This is a genomic window from Cardinium endosymbiont of Philonthus spinipes (assembly GCF_964030745.1).
In the GTDB taxonomy this organism is placed as follows: Bacteria; Bacteroidota; Bacteroidia; order Cytophagales; family Amoebophilaceae; genus Cardinium.
On record NZ_OZ034918.1, the window covers coordinates 474,636 to 495,636 of the forward strand.

Sequence of the window (21,001 nt, forward strand, 5' to 3'; positions counted from 1 at the left end):
ACTTTTATATTTTCATAATAGATGGATTTCATCATCATTTTATACGATAAAGCATGAAGTTACAAGATACAGATACAAACAGAACCGGTTGCTGCAAGGAGCCAGTGCATACAAGTCAAAGCAGTTGCTGCAATGAGTCCACTACAACCCGTCCGTCGTGTTGCTGTAGCGGTGAGGAAACAACACCTCAACCATGCTGCTGTGGTGCACAAGAAGAAGTGACGCAATCGGGTTGCTGTAGCCACCAAGAGATAGAAGCAGATACGGGTTGCTGTAGATCAGCTGATAAGTTAGATGATGGCCATCAGCAGCCATTTAACCCTGAGATCAGCTCATCAGAACAACTGCAAAAGCTACTCATGGAGGCAAATGACAAATATGTTCGTCTTTATGCTGAGTTTGATAATTTTAAAAAACGTGCAGCTAAAGAGCGTATCGCTTTTACCGACAAAGCCAACGAACAAACATTGAAGGAGCTTTTGCCCATTATAGATGATTTTGAGCGATGTATAGCGGCCCTGCAAGGGAGTCAAGAGGCACTACAACATATTGAAGGCATAAAACTGATTTATGATAAATTATGTGGGGTGTTAAAAAGGTATGGGGTAGAGGAAATAGCCATCACGGAAGGGAGTGCATTCAATGCTGATTTACATGAAGCCATTATGCAGCAGCCGGTAGATAATCTAGAGATGCAAGGAAAAATTGTAGCAGTAGTAGAAAAAGGATACGTGATCCATGAGTATGTGTTGCGGTTTGCTAAAGTTATAATTGGAGTATAAATGGAAAAAGATTATTACAGCGTTCTGGGTGTAGAGCGTAGTGCCACTGCAGAGGAGATTAAAAAAGCCTATCGCAAGATAGCTATGCAATACCATCCTGACAAAAATCCAGGCAACAAAGCAGCAGAGGAAAAGTTTAAAGCTGCTACAGAAGCATATGATGTTTTAAGCAGCCCAGAGAAAAGGAATCAGTATGACCAGTTTGGTACAAGTGGGTATCAAGGAGGGGGAGGCTCCTATGGAGACGATTTTTTCGAAGGTGATTTGAGCGACCTGTTTCAGGACTCTCCCTTTAGCAGTTTTTTTGGTGGCGGCAGAAGAACCCGAAGGGCATCTAACTATGGAGACGATTTACGCATAAGAATCAAGCTAAACCTTAAAGAGATTGCCCTAGGTGCTGAGAAAAAAGTAAAGGTAAAACGCTATACAAGCTGTGATGCATGTGGCGGTAATGGAGCAGAAAATGGACTGGCTGTAGAAAAATGTGGGCCATGTAAAGGGCATGGTGTGGTGCGTAAAACGACCCAAACCATGTTGGGAAACATGCTCACAGAGTCAGTTTGTAACCACTGTGCTGGAACAGGTAGCCGTATTAAAACAGCTTGCAAGGATTGCCATGGAGAGGGTAGAAAGCTAATAGACGATCTGATTACCTTTCACGTACCTAAGGGGGTAAAAAAGAATATGGAGCTTACCATACGTGGCAAGGGCAATGTACCACCTCGTGGTGGTATGCCAGGCAGCTTAATGGTCCAAATCGAAGAAGAAGAGGACGATCGGCTAAAACGTGAGGGCAATAATATTTGCTATACTTTGCACATTAGCTTTATTGATGCCACACTAGGCTGCGAAATGGAAGTGCCTACGATATATGGCAAAGTGCGACTTAAAATTCCACCTGGAACATCATGCGGCGAGGTGCTTAAATTAAAAGGAAAGGGTGTTCCGGATGTAAACAGTTATAGTAAAAAGGGAGATCAATTGGTTTTTGTTCAGATTTGGACACCACAGGAGCTTACAAAAGAAGAAAAGGATATTTTGCTTTCACTGCGTGATTCGCCTAACTTTATACCGAGGCCCAATAAGAAAGAAGAGAGCTTTTTTGAGCGGATTAAATCTTTTTTTCAAGGATAGTGTGCCATCGTTTAACATGTTACCATGAGTCAGTTTGTAGTTTCTGCAAGAAAATACCGTCCTACTACCTTTAAAGATGTTATTAGTCAGCCCCATATTACCACCACATTAAAGAATGCTATTGCATCTGGGCAGCTTGCCCATGCTTTTCTTTTTTGTGGTCCGCGTGGTGTGGGGAAGACCACCTGTGCCCGTATATTGGCCAAAGCAATCAACTGCTTACAAGTGACAGAAGCAGTGGAGCCCTGTAACCAATGCACCAATTGCATCAGCCTAAGCAATAACAGCTCTATGAATGTCTATGAGTTAGATGCAGCCTCTAATAACTCTGTAGAAGATATTCGAGATCTGGTTGGCCAGGTTCGCTATGCTCCCCAACTGGGTAAATATAAGATATACATCATAGACGAGGTGCATATGTTGTCTAATGCTGCCTTTAATGCTTTTCTAAAAACGCTTGAGGAGCCTCCTAGCTATGCCCTATTTATATTGGCTACCACAGAACGACACAAGATATTACCCACTATTTTATCTCGTTGTCAGATATTTAACTTTAATAGAATTAAAATAGAAGACATTGTCACACAGCTCCAAACAATTGCTACACAAGAGGCTATTCCTTATGAAGCATCTGCATTACAGCTGATTGCGCAAAAAGCAGAAGGCGCCATGCGGGATGCACTCTCTATGTTTGACCTGATGGTTACTGCTGTAGGAGCAGGAGGCACCATTACCTACGCTCATGCACGCGACCATCTCCAAATTTTGGATGATGACTATTATTTTAAATGTACAGCAGCCTTTTTACAAGGAGATATTCCTGCTGCCCTCTCACTCTATGATGCTGTCTTACGTGCGGGCTTTCATGGCCACCATTTTGTAGCAGGACTTGGAGAACATTTACGCAACTTATTGGTCTGTAAAGACAGTGCGACGTTGCCTCTTTTAGAAGTCACGGACAACATGCGGCCACGTTATGCTGAATATGCAGCCAAATGCACCGTTCCTTTTTTAGTAAAGGCATTAACACGGCTAAACCAATGCGATATGGGCTATAAGGCAAGCCAACATCAAAGATTGCATGTAGAACTGGCACTGATTGAGCTAGCCACGAACCACTTGCCTGTTCCAGAAAACAGACCCGTACCAGCTGAACCATTATCCAAATCGGATGGTCAAAAAGACCACTCGCTCACCAAGCCAATACCTAAGGGACCAGAAACCATAACGATTCCTACCCTAGCAAGCTTAAAATCTACATTGGCCACAAAGGAAACATCGAATGACGCAGATGTTAAAAAAAAAAAGTAGATAGCCGATATGAGATCAAAGAGCCCATTACAGAAGCAGTGGTACAATCTTGTCTTGCTGACTATAGAGCACACCTTAAAAAGAATGGCCATATAGCTGCTTATCACCTTATGAACCAGCCCATAAAGCTTCAAGAGGGCGTCATTACCATCTCATTAATCAATCCTGTTCAAGAAAACCTATTGCAAAGCCTCAAAGAGGAGCTATTGCCTAAACTAAAATTGCATGATCCTGGTATCACTATTCAAAGCATTTTGATCGAGCAGCAATGCGATCAAAAGCCCTATACAGATCAAGAAAAATTAAGCTACTTAAGTAAAAAAAACGCTGCTATAGCGCTGCTACAAGAACGGTTTATGTTGGAAGTAGCTTATTAAGACATAAGCCTGCTTGAGCAGAAACTTTTCTATTAATTGCTCATTATTGTTACCTTTATATGGTAAAAATGGTATCTATTCACGTCACTAGTTAATAATGAATTGTATTCCACTTTTTTCTTGATAAAAAAGTGGACAAAAAATCAAGCCCTCGGCAAAAAGTTCCGGAACCCACCCCTTACAGATGGAAAAACAGAAGTCGCCCGCTGCGCGGGCTTCAAAGGAATCTGTTTTTCCTAATCATCTGCAAGGGGTGGGTTCTATTTCGAAACTTTTTACAGGGGCATTTTATCACTATGGCCATAGTGTTGAACAGATACTAAAAATGATTGCTACAATAGCACGCTATTGCGTTTTTTATTTTCTAATGGTTATTAATTTAAAATATATTATACTAAGCCTGTGAACAGGTAATCATCTTAAACCATATACAATTACATGCAAAAGGGCATAATTATTTTTGGCGTATGCCATCTGACAAAGGGAGCTTTAGATATTTTTCAAAAAAACAATTTAATGGTCTATGGGATTCTAGAAGATGAAACCAAGTGGCACCATACCACCATCCACAACATTCCTGTTTTAGGGGCTACTGATGATCCAACTTTCCTTGAGTTGCTCAGTGAGGAATGTGCTTCTTTTATGGCTTACCGGCATATCCAAAAAAGAAAAAACTGTTTAAATTTTTTAATTGCGCAACAAAAACCCCACCCGATTACTGCGGTTCATCCATCTGCTATTATGGCTGAAGCGATTCAACTTGGTCAAGGCAATTACATAGGCGCGCAAGTTTGTTTGGCGCCAGAGGTAACCATAGGCAACCACTGTATACTGCACAATGGAGTGGTCATTGAAGCAGAAGCCAATATTCATGATTGGGTAGAAATAGGGGCAGGTAGTATTATTGGTGAACAGGTAACCTTAGAGGAAGATGTGTTTATTGGAATGGGCGCTCGGATTATTCCGGGTGTTACCATTCAAAAGGGGGCAAGCATTGGGGCTGGGTCGGTTGTTTTAGGAAACGTAAAAAGTGGCGATGTACTATTGGGTAATCCAGCTAAATCGATTCAACAAGCTTAAAGGCTACCCTGAAGGATAGAAAATCAGAGGCCGCTAAGCGTCCCCTGATGTATCTATTCACGTCACTGGTTAATAATGAATTGTATTCCACTTTTTTCTTGATAAAAAAGTGGACAGAAAATCAAGCCCTCGGCAAAAAGTTCCGGAACCCACCCCTTACAGATGGAAAAACAGAAGTCGCCCGCTGCGCGGGCTTCAAAGGAATCTGTTTTTCCTAATCATCTGCAAGGGATGGGTTCTATTTCGAAACTTTTTACAGGGGCATTTTATCACTATGGCCATAGTATTGAACAGATACCCATTTTTTTATCGAAGAAGACGCGGGACTAGTACTTGTTAGCTATTTGCTTTTTCAAAAAACGTAGCCATAGTGATGAATGGATACTTTTCTCCCCATTTTGATAACGCTATGGTAACATGATTAAACTAAAATATACAGAAACAAATTATCACTTTTTTTACCCCGAGTGCTTCACTCCATATTATCAATCAATTTTTGCAACGCATCTACAAACGGCTGATGGTCGTTGTCCTTAGCTACATCAAGTGGCGTTTTGTCATCATTATTTTTCTCCGTCAGATGATAATTAGCTATGTGGCCCTTTAACTGAGCTAATACGTCCACGAAACCACCTCGTGCTGCCAGATGCAGGAGGTTATTATTGTTTTTATAGGTATCTAGATCAATTTCAGGATGAGTTTCTAGGATTAATTCTACCGCGACTGAAGCACCCTGGTCAACTGCCCACTGCATAAGATTAACATACCCTTTGGCACTTAAATCAATATCTTTTTGTTGCAATAAGTACTTAACCACATCCTTATGACCCGTACGTGCTGCTTCATTTTTATCAGCTATTACATGCATCAATAGTGTCCAATTGAATTCTTTATCATCCCTGGCATTTATATTTAGACCTTTAGCAAGCCAATATTCTATTCTTTCTTCCGAAAAACCATGGGCTTTAAGGTCCCTCATCACCTGGTCATCTAAGACCATGGGATTCGCTACTGTAACACCATCATCGGTTAGCTGCGTAGTAGTTGCCGCACTTGTAGTACTTGTAGTACTTGTAGTACTTGTAGTACTTATAGTACTTATAGTGCTTAACGTAGTTAGCATGGTTGTCGGCTCCTGAGAAACCGTCTCATCCGTACCCCATTTTTTTTCGCCCCCTTCTATTGCCTTAGTAGTGTTTTCTGCTAGTTCAGGAGTCATATTTGTAGGCAATATAGTAATACTACTTGTACTCAACTCGGTTGAGGTGAAGGGTGAAGAAGTGGTTACATTAGTACCATTATGTATATCTGGATCTAGTTTATTGGATGGATTAGCAAGATGATAAATGCCGCACACTGCCCCTCCAACGAGGCTAGCGACTACAACCATTCCCGTCATCACCAAGCAAACAGTTGTTTTCGGATTAAAAGTATAACTTCTTGCCACATTATCGTATGCCTGGCGCATTTCATACCTCACATTATGAAATGAAGTTATCCCTTGCCTTGCATTGTTGACACACGAAGCCAAGGTATTAAACATCAACAGGCCGATAAATAGGCCTACTCTATAGTGCATATATGTTTTCATAGCATTTAAATTTAATTACATATAAATAACCACGATCAAGCAGTATGCTTGCAAGGCATATCCCATTTGACATACCTATTGCACGATCTGCTTAACTGTAACAAGGCAAAAAAAATCCATGAGCCACAATAGGCACCTAGGGTTTCCTCTTAACCATTTGCCTAATTAAACTTAATAGTAGACTACAAAAAAATATATAGCATTCCAAATAAAATAGATAAAAAAATGCAGCACTTATAAGAAGATAGGGGAGAAATTTTGAGATCATCAAGTGTATTGTTTATCATACACCTACACATCGATGTTATTCTCTTTTCTTCGATGTCTGTATATGATTCAAAAACTGCGATAACACACTTTTTACCACCTCCTCGTCTACGCTTTCATTCTGCTTAAGAAGATCCATTGGGAGTTGGTGTTGATCATTTTTTTGTGTTACATCAGTATTTACGCTCTTTAATAGCTCCGTTATTACTTCTATATGACCTTCACGTGCTGCCACATGTAAAGGGGTATCACCAATACCATTTTTCGCATTTACATCAATACTGGTTTTAGGTGCTTCTAGGAAGGATGCTACAACACCTGCATATCCTTTCTCTGCTGCCAAATGCAAGAGTGTATTCCCATCTCCATCACGTACATGTACATTAACGTTGACTTTTGAATCTAGGATGATCCTTACGATACCTCCATAGCCATTAAGAGCTGCCCACTGCAGAATATCAACATAACCCTTGGCACTTAAATCAATACCTGGTACTTGTAATAAGTACCTAACTGCATCCTCATGACCCTTATATGCTGCTTCATACAAGGGGGTTTTCTTATAATTATTTTTCGCATTTACGTTAATCTTATCTTTAAGCACTAGAAGCTGCTTTATAACCTCGCCATAACCCCTGCGAGCTACTAGATGCAAAGCGGTATCCCCGTCCGTATCTTGTTTATTCGGATCCGCCCCCTGATCTATTAAGAGTGCAACAACGTCACTATGTTTACCTGCTGCTGCATACATTAATGGAGTCCACTGATACGTGCTAGCATTATCCCTTGCATTTATATCTAGGCTTTTAGCACTTATATCCCCTGGACTGCTTAGCAATTTTTTGACTACATCTAACCAACCCTCTTCTGAGGCTATACATAAAAGCGCAAATAGATCCTGTCCTTTATTATGAAGATTAATATTTTTTTGCTGACATAAAAGCTGAATAATTAACTTATAGCCTGGTTGGTTGCGCTGCGCTATAGCTTTGCCAAGTGCTGTTGTTCCTCCTGATAGCGAGTTTAAAAACATTTCCCTACTTTTTTCATCCAAACCATCTAGCTCACGTAAGATGAATTGCACTTTTCCCAACTCACCCCTATCTGCAGCATTGTGAAAGGATTGTAAACTTGGACGTATCGATTTTGGAAGGAGTGCTTGGAAATCATTTGGTTTTTTATACCCTTTCTCCTTTCTCGCCTTACTACAGTTATCAATATAAAAAGCTTGCAAAACAAATACTGAAAACAAAGCTACAAGCGGTCTAAAAAAGAGGCGCGATTTTAAATTAATCTGTTTCATGGATTTTTATTGTGTTATAATCATTCAAATTCCTAAGCATACATAAGCCACCTAAAGAAAAGTCTAGCACTCCATGCATCACCTTCCAATGGATAAACCTAAAAATTATTTCCATAATACAAACAAATATCTAAAAAACAAAATCTATAAAATATTTATGAGGCTTATAAGCAATAAAATAGAATAGTTAAGAGCCTACTATATGAAAAACAAATACATACTTTTATATTTGAACTTGTCTATCCTTGTACCAAAAGGTAAAAATAAAATTTGTTTGTGTGGCTAAATCTTATTTCCTACGTATTATTGTTTTAATGCCATTTATACTGAGTGGTGTATCTACTTTATCAAAAGCAACTGGATATTTTAGTGACAGCCTCTATTTTAGCAATGGCTATAACACTGAGTATAAAAACTGGATGGTGCCAAATAACTGCTTTCACTCAAAAAAGCCCTATGCCACTTATCAAAACTTGAGAAACCCACTTTTTGCCAATAAAGGCTATGAGTGGCTTGCCTTACTACCTCGTACTAAAAAAGAAGGAGAGCAACCATTAGATATTGCACATTACCAATCGGAAAACTCAATTATTTTTGATGCTAAAAAGAATATACTTACTTTACATGGCACAAGCGGGCTTACTTATGGTAGCATGAAACTAGAGGCGGATATAGTCGCTTTGCATTTAAATGCCCATATGATCCATGCGCAAGGAAGTAAGGATTTACATAATCAATCCATAGGGAACCCTATTTTTACCTATCAGGATATAACAAAAAACAAATATGGCAAAGATGGCTCTACACAAACTCGGATCTTTTTTATGGATAAGATTTGGTATAACATCAACACCAAACGGGCTTTAGTGCATGGCCTACTTACCAAACAAGAAGAATCTATTCTAAAAAGCAAACAGGTAAAAAAGGAAGACGAAGAAACATTTTACGCTGAAGATGTATTATATACAACTTGCGGGCTAGCGCATCCTCATTTTTACATACGTACTAAGCGGGCTAAAATCGTTCAAGATAAACAGATCACAACAGGACCTTTTCGCTTTTACTTTGATAATGTACCTACGCCATTAGGCTGTCTGTTTGGAACATTATTCCTGGAAGGAAAACGTGTACATGGCATTATTCCACCAGAGCTAGGAGAAGGCGACCATGGGTTTTATCTGCGTAATGGGGGGTACTATATAAATTTCAATGATTACGCAGATATTTCTATTTTAGGGAGTATATATTCTAGCGGTATGGCGGAGCTTAAAAATGAGCTGCGTTACAAAAAAAGATATCTGTGCAGTGGAAATATCTACTTTGCAAAGAATATAGCAAAAAAAGAGCAAGGGTGGTCTTTAAAATGTGCACATAAAACGCTAAGGCATGGCCCTAGAAGTTTCAACGCCACTATGGACCTCCATAACAAATCTTATAAAACACTGGACTATGAGGATAAAAAAAATACAAAAAGCATGGAGCATCTATCTTCTATTAGCTTGTCCTACCAGGACCAACTGATAGGATTCCCCTATGGATTAACCTTACGCACAGCATTTAACCACAACCTGCTTTCCAATTTTAAACACTGGACTTTTCCACAAGGTACCCTAACCAGTTCTTCTTGGCATCCGTTTAGGGGTGTTCGAACCAAAGGTACCAACCACTGGTTTCATAATATTCAGTTAAAACATACTATAGATTTTGAAAACCATTTTCAAAATGCAAAAAAAGATCCTAACGCATTATACTTAAGCAATAAGCATGAGCCTATTCTGCCAACTGCTCCATGGAATCAGTATACAGAAAGTGGTATAAAGCATACCATACCATTTAGCGTACAGTCTAAGCTATTTGAATATTTTAACTTCAAACCCCATTTCAGCTATAATGAAGGATGGTATTGGCTTAAAAAAGAGACAAAGGGACCTATACGGGTACCAGGATTTAATAGGGTGTATGCTTGGGATTTCGGTGCAGAGCTAGGGACTACGCTCTACCATACCCATTATTTTGAAGAAGCCACATCGGTGCAAGGCTTTCGCATTAAAGTGGAACCGACTATTGACTTTACCTACACGCCTGATTTCTCCAAAAAATACTTCCAAAAAGTAGTAGATGAACAGGGAAGAGCAAAAGAAAAATATGCATTTAAGGGTCTACGGCCAGCCATCTATTTAACCAATCGTGCCACATCTATTTTAAGCTGTAAGCTACACAATACGGTTGAGTTAAAGGTAAAAAAAGAACCAGATTCAGCAAAAAAAGGAAAAGAAAAAAAACGGACCAGTCGCAAAATATTTCTGTTAAAAAACTTAGATTTTGGAACAAAATATGATTTTAAAGCAAAACAGTGTCATTTAACCAATGGCATTGATATGCACATTGCTAGCGAGGCAAGAATGGGCCAAATGGGAAAGATTGGCTTTGACCTAACCACAAATTTTGACCCTTATCTATACAAACTAATAGAGCTAGATGGTGGCAAGGTCAAACAAGAACCTATCAATGAGTTTGCATGGAACCATGGTAAATATCTAGGAAAAGTTAAGGAAGCAAAGTTCAAGATCAATGTAGATCTTACCCACCATTCGGCTAAAAAGCAAAAGCAAGAAAAAGGGCTATTGGATGACCATGATCGCTTAACCAATAAAACAGAAGACAATAAGATTGATTTTGAAACACCCTGGGCTTTTGGATCAGAATTTAACTTTGTCTACAAAAAACTATATGAATATAGTAAGGGTAAAAAAGACTATAATATAGAGCAATATATAACCTTTAATGGGAGTATAACTTTGGTCAAAAAATGGAAAATTAGTCTACGTAGTACATATAATTTTACTGAAAGTAAATTTGATCCTTCTACTACAGAAATTTCCATTCAACGGGATTTGCATTGCTGGCAATTGAGCTATCAATGGTATCCACTAGGAGATTCGGCTAAGTATGATTTTTCCTTAGGCGTCAAGGCAAATGTTTTAAAAGTGCTGAAACTACCTAGAAAAAGAAGCTACAATAAACTAAACTAGCCCTACACAAGTTGTATCGTATCTATTCACGCCTCTGGCTAGGTCCCCTTATCTCCTTCGGTAAAAAGTCTGGCCCGATAGTAAATAGCTGAAAAAGATATCGCTCAGGGGTTAGTCTTTTACTAGAGCGCCATTTTATATCTATTCACCACAATGGTTTTTAGTATCTATTCACGCCTCTGTCTGGGCCCCTTATCTCCTTCGATAAAAAGTCTGGCCCGATAGTAAATAGCTGAATCGATATATTTTTCAGCGGGAAAATCGTGAACTCAGCCCGCAAGCGGGCTTCAAACAGACGATTTTCTAATCCGCTGAAAAATATACCGCCCAGGGGTTAGTCTTTTACTAGAGCGCCATTTTTTTATCGAAGGAGACGCAGCGGCTGGTAATGGATTAGCCTAATTGCTTTTTTAGAAAAACATAGCCTCAGTGATGAATGGATACTGATTTTTTGTCCACTTTCTTATCAAGAATAAAGTGGAATACAATTCATTATTAACCAGTTTTAGTTTTCTTGCTCCTGCTCTTTTACAAATGCCATAATCTCCTGCTTGATGCCGGCTAACTCGGCATCATTAGCCATGATAATTAAGGCTTTTAAAAGTTTATTATACTCTTCCATGAGCTTTAAATATTTTTTATTCAATTCCTGTAATTGATTAAAATGGGTATCCTTGAGCAGAACACTGAACTCATCGGTATATTGATGATTATCTTCTTTAAGTTTATAACGAGGGACCTTAGCATCGTCTTTTTGTGCATTTCTTTCATATATGCCTGGAAAGTCGCTTGAAAAATCATAATGTATCACCCTGCCAATCTCTATAATAAAGGATTCTTTTAAATCTGCTTCCTTTAGCCTAGTATAAAGTGTATTGCGGGCAATGCCAAGCTTCCCAGCCAATGCTTTCATACGAAAGCCACTTTTCTTAATGGCATTCTCTACTATTTTTCCTTTATGTTGTTCCATGACTGCAATATAAATGGATGCGAATAAAACAAAAAGTGTTATACTTTAATCTTTCCTTTTCAGGAATTCCATAATCTTTTTTTGAATGGCTGTTAGCTGGTTGCTATTGGCTGCTACCACCAATATTTTCAAAAGCTTATGGTAGTCCTCCATAAGCCTTACATATTTGCCCCGTAATAGCTGTAGTTGTAAAAAGTATGGATGTTTATATGTGTTGTTATAATATGGAAGCTCTTTTGCTACTGTTCTCATCAGATAACCAGTTTCTTTAATAGCTTGCTCAATTATTTTTCCTGTATGCTTTTTTGTGAGCTGCTCCATGGGATAATCAAGAAGCAGCTAGGAGGCAGACAAAAAAGTACGATACTTGCTCAAGTATGTCAATAAAATTGTTAATAACATGCGCATATATTGTATAAATATTGTTAAACGTATTTCTAGGAAAAAATCGTATTTTAATGAAAGTTAGGGTTGTTTTTTGTCAAAAACAAACTATAACTGTTAAATTTTGGAACCATGCGCAGCCTAACTCGGCTATAGGGATGTACAAAATCTTACACGCCTTGTTACAGCAGTCCTCTTTTGAAACCTATTGTTGGTGTACAATTTTTAGAAAAAGTAGCATAACGTATTGCACGATACCTAGCTGTATTTAAGGGGGATAGATGCGTTTCAAAATTGTGGTTAGCCATCCAGGTTTGAAAGCGGTTTAGTGTGCATGCTTCGCTTAATGAACTGTTTTATCTTTAGATAAAAAGCATACCAATCGGTTGAACATAACCCTCTACCTTGATGGGCCTTTGCCAAAAAGAAGCAGCAAAAGGGGAATAAAACAAAATTAGGCAACCAAACACCTACAAAAGGGGAAATAGTGCCTGCTACAGCCCAATCTCTGCCTAATATAGAAAGAATATACTCCAGGAGTATAAAAAAGAAACTAATGCATACAGATATGCCAAATCCACCTCGCCTAATAATGCAGCCTAAAGGAGCTGCTAGTAAAAACACAATGACACACCGCATGGCTACTGCAAAGCGATGTTCCTTTTCATATAAAGCATCGTTTAGGGTTTCATTAAAGAGATTCATATAATCTTTTTGGGTTATTAAGGCGTTTTTGATTTTTCTTACAGACCGTAAGGATTCTTGAATAACGCGTTGTGGTAAGACATCGTCATGAGGCCAGGTAACAGATGCAGTATTGGAATCGTTTTTTTTCCCTACAAGCTGGTCTCTAAACAATATAAAATCTGCATTTTTAGCTGTTTCTTGAACAGACGATGTAGATGCGCTCAACTCATGGCTGCCCGACTGAATGGTAGGCTGTTCTATGCAATGGTAACGACTGGCTTGCCCAGCAAGAACCTTTTTACTGTTTTGCTCCTGGCTTAACACTTCTTGCGATCTCTCTTCAATCATTTTTTTTAGGTATGGACGGGTTCTTGTCCTTGGATCATGTGCAAATTTAGCATTTGTGCTGCCAAGTTTAAGGGCGTCTAAACTAATCCTTATCTTTTGGCTGGAAAAATTACTTCTATAAAAAGAGGATTTTTGATCTGGTTTGCCATGGGTAGACTTAGCAGGCAAAGGCTCTACATAGTTATGGCCATTGGTAAGTTCCATAACCAAATAGCCTTCATCTGGTGTAGTGTAAAGCCTCCCCTTTGCTGCAGTGGTTATGGAAACTGATCCATACTTTTTAGTATAATCGTAGACCATAATCCCTTCCATATGCTCATTGTCACTTAGCTTTTTAGCTACTCGAATGCTATACCCTGGTATGTTATTGCAAAACACGCCTTCTTGAATAAATAAAGCAGATTTTTTTTTGCAGATATCGCCTACTAAAGCAAATATTTTATGCTTGCTATTGGGATAAACGTGATCCTGAAAATAAAAGAGAACACCGCTTAAAAAAAGGATAAAAAGAAAAGGCAACCGTAAGGTGCGTTGCAGAGAAAGACCTACAGAACGCATAGCTGTTAACTCAAAACTTTCAGAAAGATTACCAAAAACAATAAGAGAGGTCATGAGAATGGCAATAGGGAAAACACTAGGAAGTTGATTGATAGACAAATAAAAAAACAACTTCGCATAAATACTGCTCCCCAACCCCTTACCTGCAATAGCGCTAAATAGCACGAAAAAACTTTGTATAACCATTACAAACAATACCAGCCCAAGCAATAGGATAAAGGTGGTTATAAAGGTACGTAATAGCAGTTTGTCAATTTTTTTGATAGCAATATTGCTCATTTTTGTAAATTTGTAGCTAACTTTACCCTAAATATAGGAACAATTTAAGTATTGCGCCTACTAGTAACCTACTAAACGTAATCCATGGCGAGGTAGCTCAGGCGGTTTAGAGCGTCGGATTCATAACCCGAAGGTCAGGGGTTCAACTCCCCTCCTCGCTACATAGCTGGTTATGCTTAACAAAGTGTTTTTTATACTTGGATGAGGCTTGATATTATAACCTGCTGTCCCCAGTTGTTTGAAAGCCCGTTGCAACACTTTATCTTTCAAAGGGCTATAAAACAGCAGCTTCTTGCAGTCTACATACATAATTTAAGAGATTATACACCATATAAACATGGTAAAATTGATGATCAACCCTATGGGGGAGTTGCTGGGATGTTGTTAATGGTAGAACCCATTGCCAATTGCATTAGAACGTTGCAAAAAGAAAGAGACTATGATGAGGTGATATACATGGCCCCAGATGGTGAGCCACTGCATCAAGATCTTGTGAATAAATGTTCACTCAAGAAGCATTTGATCTTATTATGTGGCCATTATAAAGGCATAGATGAACGGATACGTGAGCATTTTATTACACTAGAAATCAGTATTGGAGACTATGTGCTCTCTGGCGGGGAGCTGCCTGCGCTTATCTTAGCGGATGCTATGGTTCGGGTTATACCAGGTGTTATATCAGATGCTGCTTCTGCACTGACTGACTCTTTTCAAGATGGATTGGTAGCACCACCTGCTTATACAAGGCCTTACAATTTTGAGGGTAAAAAGGTCCCAGATGTACTATGCTCTGGGAATCATAAAGCTATCCAGGAATGGATGCAACAAGAAACAGTGGCCAGAACTGAAAAAAGAAGGCCGCACCTACTGAAACAGTAGCCATTGTTTGTATGATTCACGCCTCTGGCTGGCCGCCTTATCTCCTTCGATAAAAAGTCTGGCCCGATAGTAAATAGCTGAATCGATATATTTTTTCAGCGGGAAAATCGTGAACTCAGCCCGCAAGCGGGCTTCAAACAGACGATTTTCTAATCCGCTGAAAAAATATATCGCTCAGGTGTTAGTGTTTTACTAGACCTCTTGCAAAACCTATTTCTAATGGCAATTTTGGTGTCGAAGCTTGTCTATGCTCCTCAAATACATTAAGTATTCTGCGGTGCTCGACTACACTTCTCCTAAAAATTGCTCATCACAAAGTAGGTTTTGCAAGAGGTCTACTAGAGCGCCATTTTTTTATCGAAGGAGACGCGGCGGCTGGTAATGGACTAGCCACTTGCTTTTTCAGCCAAACGTAGCGTATGCGTTTAACGCTATGTCCATAGTAGAAAAATGCCCCTGTAAAAAGTGGGGAAATAGGCCTCATCCCTTGCAGATGATTAGGAAAAACAGATTCCTTTGAAGCCCGCGCAGCGGGCGACTTCTGTTTTTCCATCTGTAAGGGGTGAGGTCCCCAACTTTTTACCGAGGGCTTGATTTTTTGTCCACTTTTTTATCAAGAAAAAAGTGGAATAAAATTCATTATTAACCAGTGACGTGAATAGATACGATTGTTTTGCTGACGTTTTACAAAACGCTTCCGAAGTTCCGTTGCTGTTTTTGGAAAAAGACTAAGGCTTCCATCAGATGTTCTTTTTTGAAATCCGGCCACTTTACATCCATAAAACGTATCTCCGAGTAAGCAGACTGCCATGGTAAAAAATTGCTGATCCGCTTTTGGCCACCTGTACGTATCAGTAAGTCAATATCAGGCAACTCGCTTGTATTTAAGTATTGCTTATATACGTCTGGCGTAATCTTAACACGATAGTTATGTGCAAATTTTATAAAGTCTTCAAAACGCGCATTACGATTAAATCCTTTGTTCTGAAACTCATCCATTATTTTAATTAAAAAATCATTTACTAGTGCTTCAGAAGCAGCTACTATTTCTGCTTTCCCTCCATAGTTAATGGCAACTGTTAAGTGTAACTGAGTATTATGCTTGGTAAGTGCTATCGCTTTTTTCAATGTATTCCAGCAAAAACTGGGAATCCCTTTTGTATCCCCCACTACACGAAATTTAATGTTGTGTTCAGCGAAAAGGTTGATGTTTTCATCAATGCCTTCAGCAATCACTTTAAAAATGGTATTTACTTCTTGCGCTGGCCGGCTCCAATTTTCCGTAGAAAAAGCATAGAGGGTTAAATAAGAAATGTCTTGCTCTAAGCATCCAGTTATTACTTCTTTTACAGCTTGTTTTGCGTTTTTATGTCCGTAAGATCGATCGCCTGCTTGTTTTTTCCCCCATCTGCCATTACCATCCATAATAATGGCAATGTGTTTTGGCTTTTTTTGCAAGCTGAGTGATGTATTGCCATCATACTGATTCGAAGAAGAAGTATAGCCAGGCAATAGTGTAAATGGTAGTATGCAAATTATACATACTTTTCTCAATAGCTTGGCTGAAGTAAAAGGGAATGATTTTTTTTTATCTGCTATTACAGAAAACAGGTTACGCATCTGGGGCTCTTTTTTATCTTAAATGAATACCAATCCAACACAGTTAGCAAAAAAGCATAGAGAAAGGACCTCACTAATGGTGAGGAAATAGGCGCAATTTAAGTAAAAATACCATGCAGTCAAAAATCCATTTTATATGTTCCCTTTCTATAACGCTACATAGCAGCGCATCAAAAGTATGTTTTAACTTGACCCTAAGTGTGATCGCTGGCATGCAATATGGCCTACAATATTATTAATTAATTTAGTAGCATCACCATCCTGTTGATTGAGCTGAAGGTAGGGACATAGATCTAGCTGGAATGCTTGCTGGTAAGCCTTTTTAATCGCTTCAAAGCGTTTTTGGGGCATTTGATCAAATAGGTCCTGTTTGTTTCTAGTCTGATTACGCAATTTAAACCTATCAAAGTCGATGTCGCAGTATATGCATAAATCTGGCATTAAGCCAGAAAAAGTACGATGTGTCGTTAAAAAAGGCTCCCAGTACCTGGATTTATCTGTTAGTTGATAGGCTATAGTAGAAAAAATAAATCGATCAAAGATAACCACATCTATATCATCTGCTAGTGCTTCTTTATGGATCAATTCATTGCGTGCCGCTAAAAATAGGAAAAACTCTGTGATAGGATGGACATCTTTGTTTTTCAGTGTTAGGATGGTGTTCCAAATCATTTCCGTATTGTTACTTCCTTTAGGATCATGTAGCAACTTTACGCGATAAGATTGGTCACGTAAGATGGATTGGATTTGATGCGCCAAAGTTGTTTTTCCAGAGCAGTCTACTCCTTCAATGGCGAGAATAAAGGGGCCACGCTGCTTAGAGTTTATGAAATGTCCCATAGCTATTTTACGATTAAGGCTAAAAAATCAATTATACATCTAAAAATATAAATAAATCCACGACCCATTCAAAAATCAAATTTTCCTTAAAATTGGGTATATTGTGGTCTGGCCATTCAGTAGACCCTCTAGTGATAAAAGTAGTGCGGAAATAATTTTATAAATCATGAGCGCTATTCAAGATTTTTTTTCCTTCTCTGATCCTAATGTGCGCAACGTGCTCTTGGGAACCATCTTGCTGAGTACTAGTAGCGCGATGATTGGCACATTTGCCCTCTTAAAACGAAAGACCTTAATTAGTGATGCCATTGCACATGGAGTACTGCCTGGTGTCTGTTTGGCTTTTTTTCTAACGGGAGAAAAAAGCTCTATTTGGCTTGTTATAAGTGCTTTTGTTACAGGCTGGCTGGCTTCTATAGCGATCGATCAAATCACAGCTCACTCAAAAATAAAACATGATGCAGCCATTGCTATTGTGGCTTCTGTCACTTTTGGATTGGGTAGTTTTTTGCTATCTATGCTGCAACATAGTGGCCAAGCAAGCCAAGGGGGGTTAAAATCATTTTTACTGGGTAGTGCAGCTACCCTACTACGGGAGGATGTGGTGGTATTGCTGTGGTTGAGTTGCAGCATCATTTTAATTTTATTTTTGTTTTTTAAAGAGTTTATGGTCATTGCTTTCGATCGCCTTTTTGCCAAATCAATAGGCCTGCCTGTAAAAAAAATGGATTTTTTATTTACCAGTTTAATGGTTCTGGACATTGTAATTGGCATCAGGGCGGTAGGTGTGGTGTTAATGAGCGCCATGCTCATTACGCCAGCTACTACTGCACGATTCTGGACGGCTAAGATGACTTATATCATGCTGTTTGCTGCCTTGATTGCATTTTTTGCTTCTTTAGCAGGAACCTTTATTTCTTATGTAATCCCCTCTATGCCTACCGGACCTTGGATTGTACTCATTATGTCACTGATAGCTTATTGTTCTTTTCTTATTGCTTGGTATTGTCGAATGGCCAAAAAAAACAGGTAAATATGTTGTTGTGTAATGATGTCACTTACCTTGCCTTCCTTTGATTATAAGACCAAAAGAGTATTAGATAAAATCTATATTTTAGATCTGGTGCGTAAAAAATATGTATTGCTTACACCAGAAGAATGGGTACGCCAGCATATGTTGCATTACTTAATGCACCACCTCTCTTATCCTAAGGGATTGTGTTGTTTGGAAAAAAGAATATATAGTGGTACAAGGTACTACAGACCTGATATTATACTGTGCGATAAATTTGGTGTGGCTAAAATGGTGGTAGAATGTAAAGCTCCTTACATCGCATTGACCAACCAAACCTTAGGGCAAACGATGCAATACAACCGACAGCTTACTGTCGATTATCTGCTGGTCACCAACGGTATAAACCACTTTTGTTGGCAGTGGAGAGAAACCTTAAGACAATTTCAGGCAATAAGCTACATTCCAAGCTACCAAACCTGCATGGCGGCTAGTTAGCTTGCATAAAAAGCAAGCCGAGTATCGCGCTGCTACAACCACTTTACCCTTGCTTCCTTCCAGACCTGGGGGGATTGAGTAGGAGCTAGCCGTACCGGCTTGCCATGTCAAACTTAAGACTTTTTTCTGAAATTAAAAAGTTCTTAAGGAAAAAGTGACTAGATGACTAGGCATCTAGTAAACTATCTATATAGCCTTTTATAAATGCTGCCAACGAGGTTCCTTCTAAAAGACCTTGCGCCAATAAAGCCAAGTGATAGCTCTGCTCCACCAATGTTTTTTGGACCATTTCATCGCTAATGGTTAGGATTTTTTTTGCCAAGGGATGGTTCCCGTTAATGGCTACATGCATTGATCGGAACGTCTTTTGTTTGGCCTCATTGCCTTGTGTAAACTGTGCCATACGCTTGAGATGCTCAGAAGTTATAAAGGCAACAGGTAGCTCCTCTGGCAACATAGCAGCTACATTCCAAGTAGTTTGCTCAGCACCAATAGTGGTTTCGTAAATAGATTTCAACTTTTCTCTCTCTGCTTCTGTGAGGGTATGCGTGATGGCCTCTTCTTTTTCAATGAGATTGCCGATGGTGTCGGTGTCAATACCTTTGAATGTAACCTTATCCAATTTATGTTCTGCAAAATTGATAAAGTTCGTATCAATTGGGCTATTTAGGACCAATGTATCATACCCTTTTTGTTGTGCGGTTTGTAGGTAAGTAGCCTGTTTTTGAGGATCTGTTGTATAGAGTACTACCAAGTTGCCATGTTTATCAGTTTGATTTTTAGCTATTCTATCTTTGTACTCACCAATGGTATAGTATTGACCAGTTGTGTTTTGTAATAGTACAATGTCTCTGATCCGCTCATCAAACTTAGGATCTGTGATCATACCATACTTGATGAAAAGCGAAATATCATTCCATTTGGCCTGGTAAGCTTGGCGATCTTGCGCAAAGAGGGTTTCTAATTTTTCTGCTACCTTTTTAGCAATGTATGTGTTAATTTTTTTAACATTACTATCTGCCTGTAAAGCACTCCTAGATACATTGAGTGGTATATCAGGTGAGTCAATAATACCATGTAGCAAACGTAAAAAGTCTGGAATCACTTCTTTTACATCATTGGTAATAAATACCTGTCTTGCATAGAGCTGAATCGTTTCTTTTTGTTCAAAATAGTTGGCTGCTTTAGGGAAATAAAGTATACCTGTTAATGTAAATGGATAATCAATGCTTAAGTGAATCCAAAAAAGCGGATCTTCTGCAAAAGGGTAGAGTTCTTTATAAAATTTAAGGTAGTCTTCAGATTGTAAGTCTGCCGGTCGCTTGATCCATAGGGGCATGGTATCATTGATTACTTTTTTATCAAATAGGATTTCTATTGGTAAAAAGCGGCAGTGTTTATTCAAAATAGCGTGAATACGTGCTGGTTCCAAAAATTCTTCGGCATCTTCCGCAAGATGCAAAATAACCTCTGTACCCACTTCACTTTTTTCAGTAGGATGTATTTCGAAATTCGTGCTGCCATCACAACTCCAGTGGGTTGCTTGGCTGCCTGCTTGATAGGATTTCGTAATAATTTCAACTTTTTTAGCTACCATAAAGGCTGAGTAAAAGCCCAATCCAAAAAAGCCAATGAGTTGATGTTGGTCTACTTGTTCTTTATATTTTTCTACAAATGCAGCGGCGCCAGAAAAGGCAATTTGGTTAATATATTGCTTGATTTCATCAGCCGTCATGCCTAATCCACCATCTTTAATGGTTAGTGTTTTAGCAGATGGATCAAGCAATACCTCCACCTGTAATGTATCCGTAGCGCCCTCGTAGAGGCCCATAGCAGCTAGCTTTTTAAGCTTTTGAACTGCGTCAACCCCATTGGCGACTAACTCTCTTAAGAAGATATCCTGGTCGGAGTAAAGAAATTTTTTAATAATCGGAAATATATTTTCAGTATGTACCGATATGGTTCCTTTTTCGTTCATGGCTAATATTTAATTAGGGTTAAATCTATCTATGTAGGCTGTATTGCACAGCCAGGCCTGGCTAAATATCT

Annotated in this window: 20 protein-coding genes, 1 tRNA gene and 1 other RNA gene; 12 read left to right on the forward strand and 10 right to left on the reverse strand. The window is 38.9% G+C overall.

From position 1 onward, the window contains the following. Positions 1-53 precede the first annotated feature (53 nt). From AAHM81_RS02065 to AAHM81_RS02095, 7 genes are all read left to right on the forward strand, one after another. A complete protein-coding gene (locus tag AAHM81_RS02065) occupies positions 54-782 on the forward strand; it encodes a nucleotide exchange factor GrpE (RefSeq protein WP_342265697.1) in 729 nt (242 codons plus the stop codon). Continuing rightward, positions 783-1,916, forward strand: a complete 1,134-nt coding sequence (gene dnaJ / locus AAHM81_RS02070; protein ID WP_342265698.1) for a molecular chaperone DnaJ — start codon at positions 783-785, stop codon at positions 1,914-1,916. It abuts the gene before it with no gap. Between the two features lie 24 nt (positions 1,917-1,940). Continuing rightward, the gene (gene dnaX, locus AAHM81_RS02075; protein WP_342265699.1) at positions 1,941-3,227 is read left to right on the forward strand and encodes a DNA polymerase III subunit gamma/tau; all 1,287 of its coding nucleotides are present in this window, start codon (positions 1,941-1,943) and stop codon (positions 3,225-3,227) included. A gap of 110 nt (positions 3,228-3,337) precedes the next feature. Further along, positions 3,338-3,604: a hypothetical protein gene (locus tag AAHM81_RS02080; RefSeq protein WP_342265700.1), complete on the forward strand. Its 267-nt coding sequence runs from the start codon at positions 3,338-3,340 to the stop codon at positions 3,602-3,604. A 184-nt stretch (positions 3,605-3,788) separates the two neighbouring features. Beyond that, complete coding sequence (locus AAHM81_RS02085; protein WP_342265701.1) at positions 3,789-4,010, forward strand: hypothetical protein; 222 nt, start codon at positions 3,789-3,791, stop codon at positions 4,008-4,010. 32 nt (positions 4,011-4,042) lie between these two features. After that, the gene (locus tag AAHM81_RS02090) at positions 4,043-4,684 is read left to right on the forward strand and encodes a DapH/DapD/GlmU-related protein (protein WP_342265702.1); all 642 of its coding nucleotides are present in this window, start codon (positions 4,043-4,045) and stop codon (positions 4,682-4,684) included. A 162-nt stretch (positions 4,685-4,846) separates the two neighbouring features. Further along, positions 4,847-5,014, forward strand: coding sequence for a hypothetical protein (locus tag AAHM81_RS02095; protein WP_342265703.1), 168 nt, complete (start codon positions 4,847-4,849; stop codon positions 5,012-5,014). Between the two features lie 142 nt (positions 5,015-5,156). Here AAHM81_RS02095 and AAHM81_RS02100 read toward each other — a convergent pair whose 3' ends face one another. Both AAHM81_RS02100 and AAHM81_RS02105 read right to left on the reverse strand, forming a co-directional pair. Then, positions 5,157-6,275, reverse strand: a complete 1,119-nt coding sequence (locus AAHM81_RS02100; RefSeq protein WP_342265704.1) for an ankyrin repeat domain-containing protein — start codon at positions 6,273-6,275, stop codon at positions 5,157-5,159. 304 nt (positions 6,276-6,579) lie between these two features. After that, a complete protein-coding gene (locus AAHM81_RS02105) occupies positions 6,580-7,845 on the reverse strand; it encodes an ankyrin repeat domain-containing protein (RefSeq protein WP_342265705.1) in 1,266 nt (421 codons plus the stop codon). A gap of 278 nt (positions 7,846-8,123) precedes the next feature. Here AAHM81_RS02105 and AAHM81_RS02110 point away from each other — a divergent pair, with 278 nt between their 5' ends. Further along, entirely contained in the window at positions 8,124-10,877 is a 2,754-nt protein-coding gene (locus AAHM81_RS02110) for a putative LPS assembly protein LptD (protein ID WP_342265706.1), read from the forward strand. Between the two features lie 505 nt (positions 10,878-11,382). Here AAHM81_RS02110 and AAHM81_RS02115 read toward each other — a convergent pair. The 3 genes from AAHM81_RS02115 to AAHM81_RS02125 form a co-directional block, all read right to left on the reverse strand. After that, positions 11,383-11,847 carry a helix-turn-helix domain-containing protein gene (locus AAHM81_RS02115; protein ID WP_342265707.1) on the reverse strand — a complete coding sequence of 155 codons (465 nt, stop codon included), beginning with the start codon at positions 11,845-11,847 and terminating at the stop codon, positions 11,383-11,385. Positions 11,848-11,892: 45 nt separating this feature from the next. Further along, positions 11,893-12,168, reverse strand: a complete 276-nt coding sequence (locus AAHM81_RS02120; RefSeq protein WP_342265708.1) for a hypothetical protein — start codon at positions 12,166-12,168, stop codon at positions 11,893-11,895. Positions 12,169-12,531: 363 nt separating this feature from the next. Continuing rightward, a complete protein-coding gene (locus tag AAHM81_RS02125) occupies positions 12,532-14,103 on the reverse strand; it encodes an LptF/LptG family permease (RefSeq protein WP_342265709.1) in 1,572 nt (523 codons plus the stop codon). A gap of 86 nt (positions 14,104-14,189) precedes the next feature. Between AAHM81_RS02125 and AAHM81_RS02130 the strand changes: the two genes are divergently transcribed. Both AAHM81_RS02130 and trmD read left to right on the forward strand, forming a co-directional pair. After that, positions 14,190-14,264 (forward strand) — tRNA-Met (locus AAHM81_RS02130). 40 nt (positions 14,265-14,304) lie between these two features. After that, on the forward strand, positions 14,305-14,982 hold the full coding sequence (gene trmD / locus AAHM81_RS02135) for a tRNA (guanosine(37)-N1)-methyltransferase TrmD (protein WP_342265710.1): 678 nt from the start codon (positions 14,305-14,307) through the stop codon (positions 14,980-14,982). A 310-nt stretch (positions 14,983-15,292) separates the two neighbouring features. Here the strand turns inward: trmD and AAHM81_RS02140 are convergent, their stop codons facing one another. From AAHM81_RS02140 to tmk, 3 genes are all read right to left on the reverse strand, one after another. Further along, complete coding sequence (locus AAHM81_RS02140) at positions 15,293-15,535, reverse strand: hypothetical protein (RefSeq protein WP_342265711.1); 243 nt, start codon at positions 15,533-15,535, stop codon at positions 15,293-15,295. A gap of 131 nt (positions 15,536-15,666) precedes the next feature. Further along, complete coding sequence (gene uppS, locus AAHM81_RS02145; RefSeq protein ID WP_342265712.1) at positions 15,667-16,602, reverse strand: polyprenyl diphosphate synthase; 936 nt, start codon at positions 16,600-16,602, stop codon at positions 15,667-15,669. A 183-nt stretch (positions 16,603-16,785) separates the two neighbouring features. After that, complete coding sequence (gene tmk / locus AAHM81_RS02150; protein ID WP_342265713.1) at positions 16,786-17,442, reverse strand: dTMP kinase; 657 nt, start codon at positions 17,440-17,442, stop codon at positions 16,786-16,788. Positions 17,443-17,608: 166 nt separating this feature from the next. Between tmk and AAHM81_RS02155 the strand changes: the two genes are divergently transcribed. Then, positions 17,609-18,475 (forward strand): metal ABC transporter permease, encoded by an 867-nt coding sequence (locus tag AAHM81_RS02155; RefSeq protein WP_342265714.1) that lies wholly within the window; start codon positions 17,609-17,611, stop codon positions 18,473-18,475. Positions 18,476-18,490: 15 nt separating this feature from the next. Continuing rightward, positions 18,491-18,952, forward strand: a complete 462-nt coding sequence (locus AAHM81_RS02160) for a type I restriction enzyme HsdR N-terminal domain-containing protein (RefSeq protein ID WP_342265715.1) — start codon at positions 18,491-18,493, stop codon at positions 18,950-18,952. Between the two features lie 8 nt (positions 18,953-18,960). Here AAHM81_RS02160 and ffs read toward each other — a convergent pair. Together ffs and htpG are read right to left on the reverse strand one after the other, a co-directional pair. Further along, an RNA gene (ffs, locus tag AAHM81_RS02165) (signal recognition particle sRNA small type) lies at positions 18,961-19,056 on the reverse strand. 62 nt (positions 19,057-19,118) lie between these two features. After that, positions 19,119-20,930, reverse strand: a complete 1,812-nt coding sequence (gene htpG, locus AAHM81_RS02170; RefSeq protein ID WP_342265716.1) for a molecular chaperone HtpG — start codon at positions 20,928-20,930, stop codon at positions 19,119-19,121. Positions 20,931-21,001 lie beyond the last annotated feature (71 nt).

Bases quoted from the DNA above. Each gene is read 5' to 3' on its own strand.
- AAHM81_RS02065 (WP_342265697.1), top strand. From the start codon at position 54: ATGAAGTTACAAGATACAGATACAAACAGAACCGGTTGCTGCAAGGAG.
- dnaJ (WP_342265698.1), top strand. From the start codon at position 783: ATGGAAAAAGATTATTACAGCGTTCTGGGTGTAGAGCGTAGTGCCACT.
- dnaX (WP_342265699.1), top strand. From the start codon at position 1,941: ATGAGTCAGTTTGTAGTTTCTGCAAGAAAATACCGTCCTACTACCTTT.
- AAHM81_RS02080 (WP_342265700.1), top strand. From the start codon at position 3,338: ATGAACCAGCCCATAAAGCTTCAAGAGGGCGTCATTACCATCTCATTA.
- AAHM81_RS02085 (WP_342265701.1), top strand. From the start codon at position 3,789: ATGGAAAAACAGAAGTCGCCCGCTGCGCGGGCTTCAAAGGAATCTGTT.
- AAHM81_RS02090 (WP_342265702.1), top strand. From the start codon at position 4,043: ATGCAAAAGGGCATAATTATTTTTGGCGTATGCCATCTGACAAAGGGA.
- AAHM81_RS02095 (WP_342265703.1), top strand. From the start codon at position 4,847: ATGGAAAAACAGAAGTCGCCCGCTGCGCGGGCTTCAAAGGAATCTGTT.
- AAHM81_RS02100 (WP_342265704.1), bottom strand. From the start codon at position 6,275: ATGAAAACATATATGCACTATAGAGTAGGCCTATTTATCGGCCTGTTG.
- AAHM81_RS02105 (WP_342265705.1), bottom strand. From the start codon at position 7,845: ATGAAACAGATTAATTTAAAATCGCGCCTCTTTTTTAGACCGCTTGTA.
- AAHM81_RS02115 (WP_342265707.1), bottom strand. From the start codon at position 11,847: ATGGAACAACATAAAGGAAAAATAGTAGAGAATGCCATTAAGAAAAGT.
- AAHM81_RS02120 (WP_342265708.1), bottom strand. From the start codon at position 12,168: ATGGAGCAGCTCACAAAAAAGCATACAGGAAAAATAATTGAGCAAGCT.
- AAHM81_RS02125 (WP_342265709.1), bottom strand. From the start codon at position 14,103: ATGAGCAATATTGCTATCAAAAAAATTGACAAACTGCTATTACGTACC.
- trmD (WP_342265710.1), top strand. From the start codon at position 14,305: ATGAGGCTTGATATTATAACCTGCTGTCCCCAGTTGTTTGAAAGCCCG.
- AAHM81_RS02140 (WP_342265711.1), bottom strand. From the start codon at position 15,535: ATGGAAAAACAGAAGTCGCCCGCTGCGCGGGCTTCAAAGGAATCTGTT.
- uppS (WP_342265712.1), bottom strand. From the start codon at position 16,602: ATGCGTAACCTGTTTTCTGTAATAGCAGATAAAAAAAAATCATTCCCT.
- tmk (WP_342265713.1), bottom strand. From the start codon at position 17,442: ATGGGACATTTCATAAACTCTAAGCAGCGTGGCCCCTTTATTCTCGCC.
- AAHM81_RS02155 (WP_342265714.1), top strand. From the start codon at position 17,609: ATGAGCGCTATTCAAGATTTTTTTTCCTTCTCTGATCCTAATGTGCGC.
- AAHM81_RS02160 (WP_342265715.1), top strand. From the start codon at position 18,491: ATGATGTCACTTACCTTGCCTTCCTTTGATTATAAGACCAAAAGAGTA.
- htpG (WP_342265716.1), bottom strand. From the start codon at position 20,930: ATGAACGAAAAAGGAACCATATCGGTACATACTGAAAATATATTTCCG.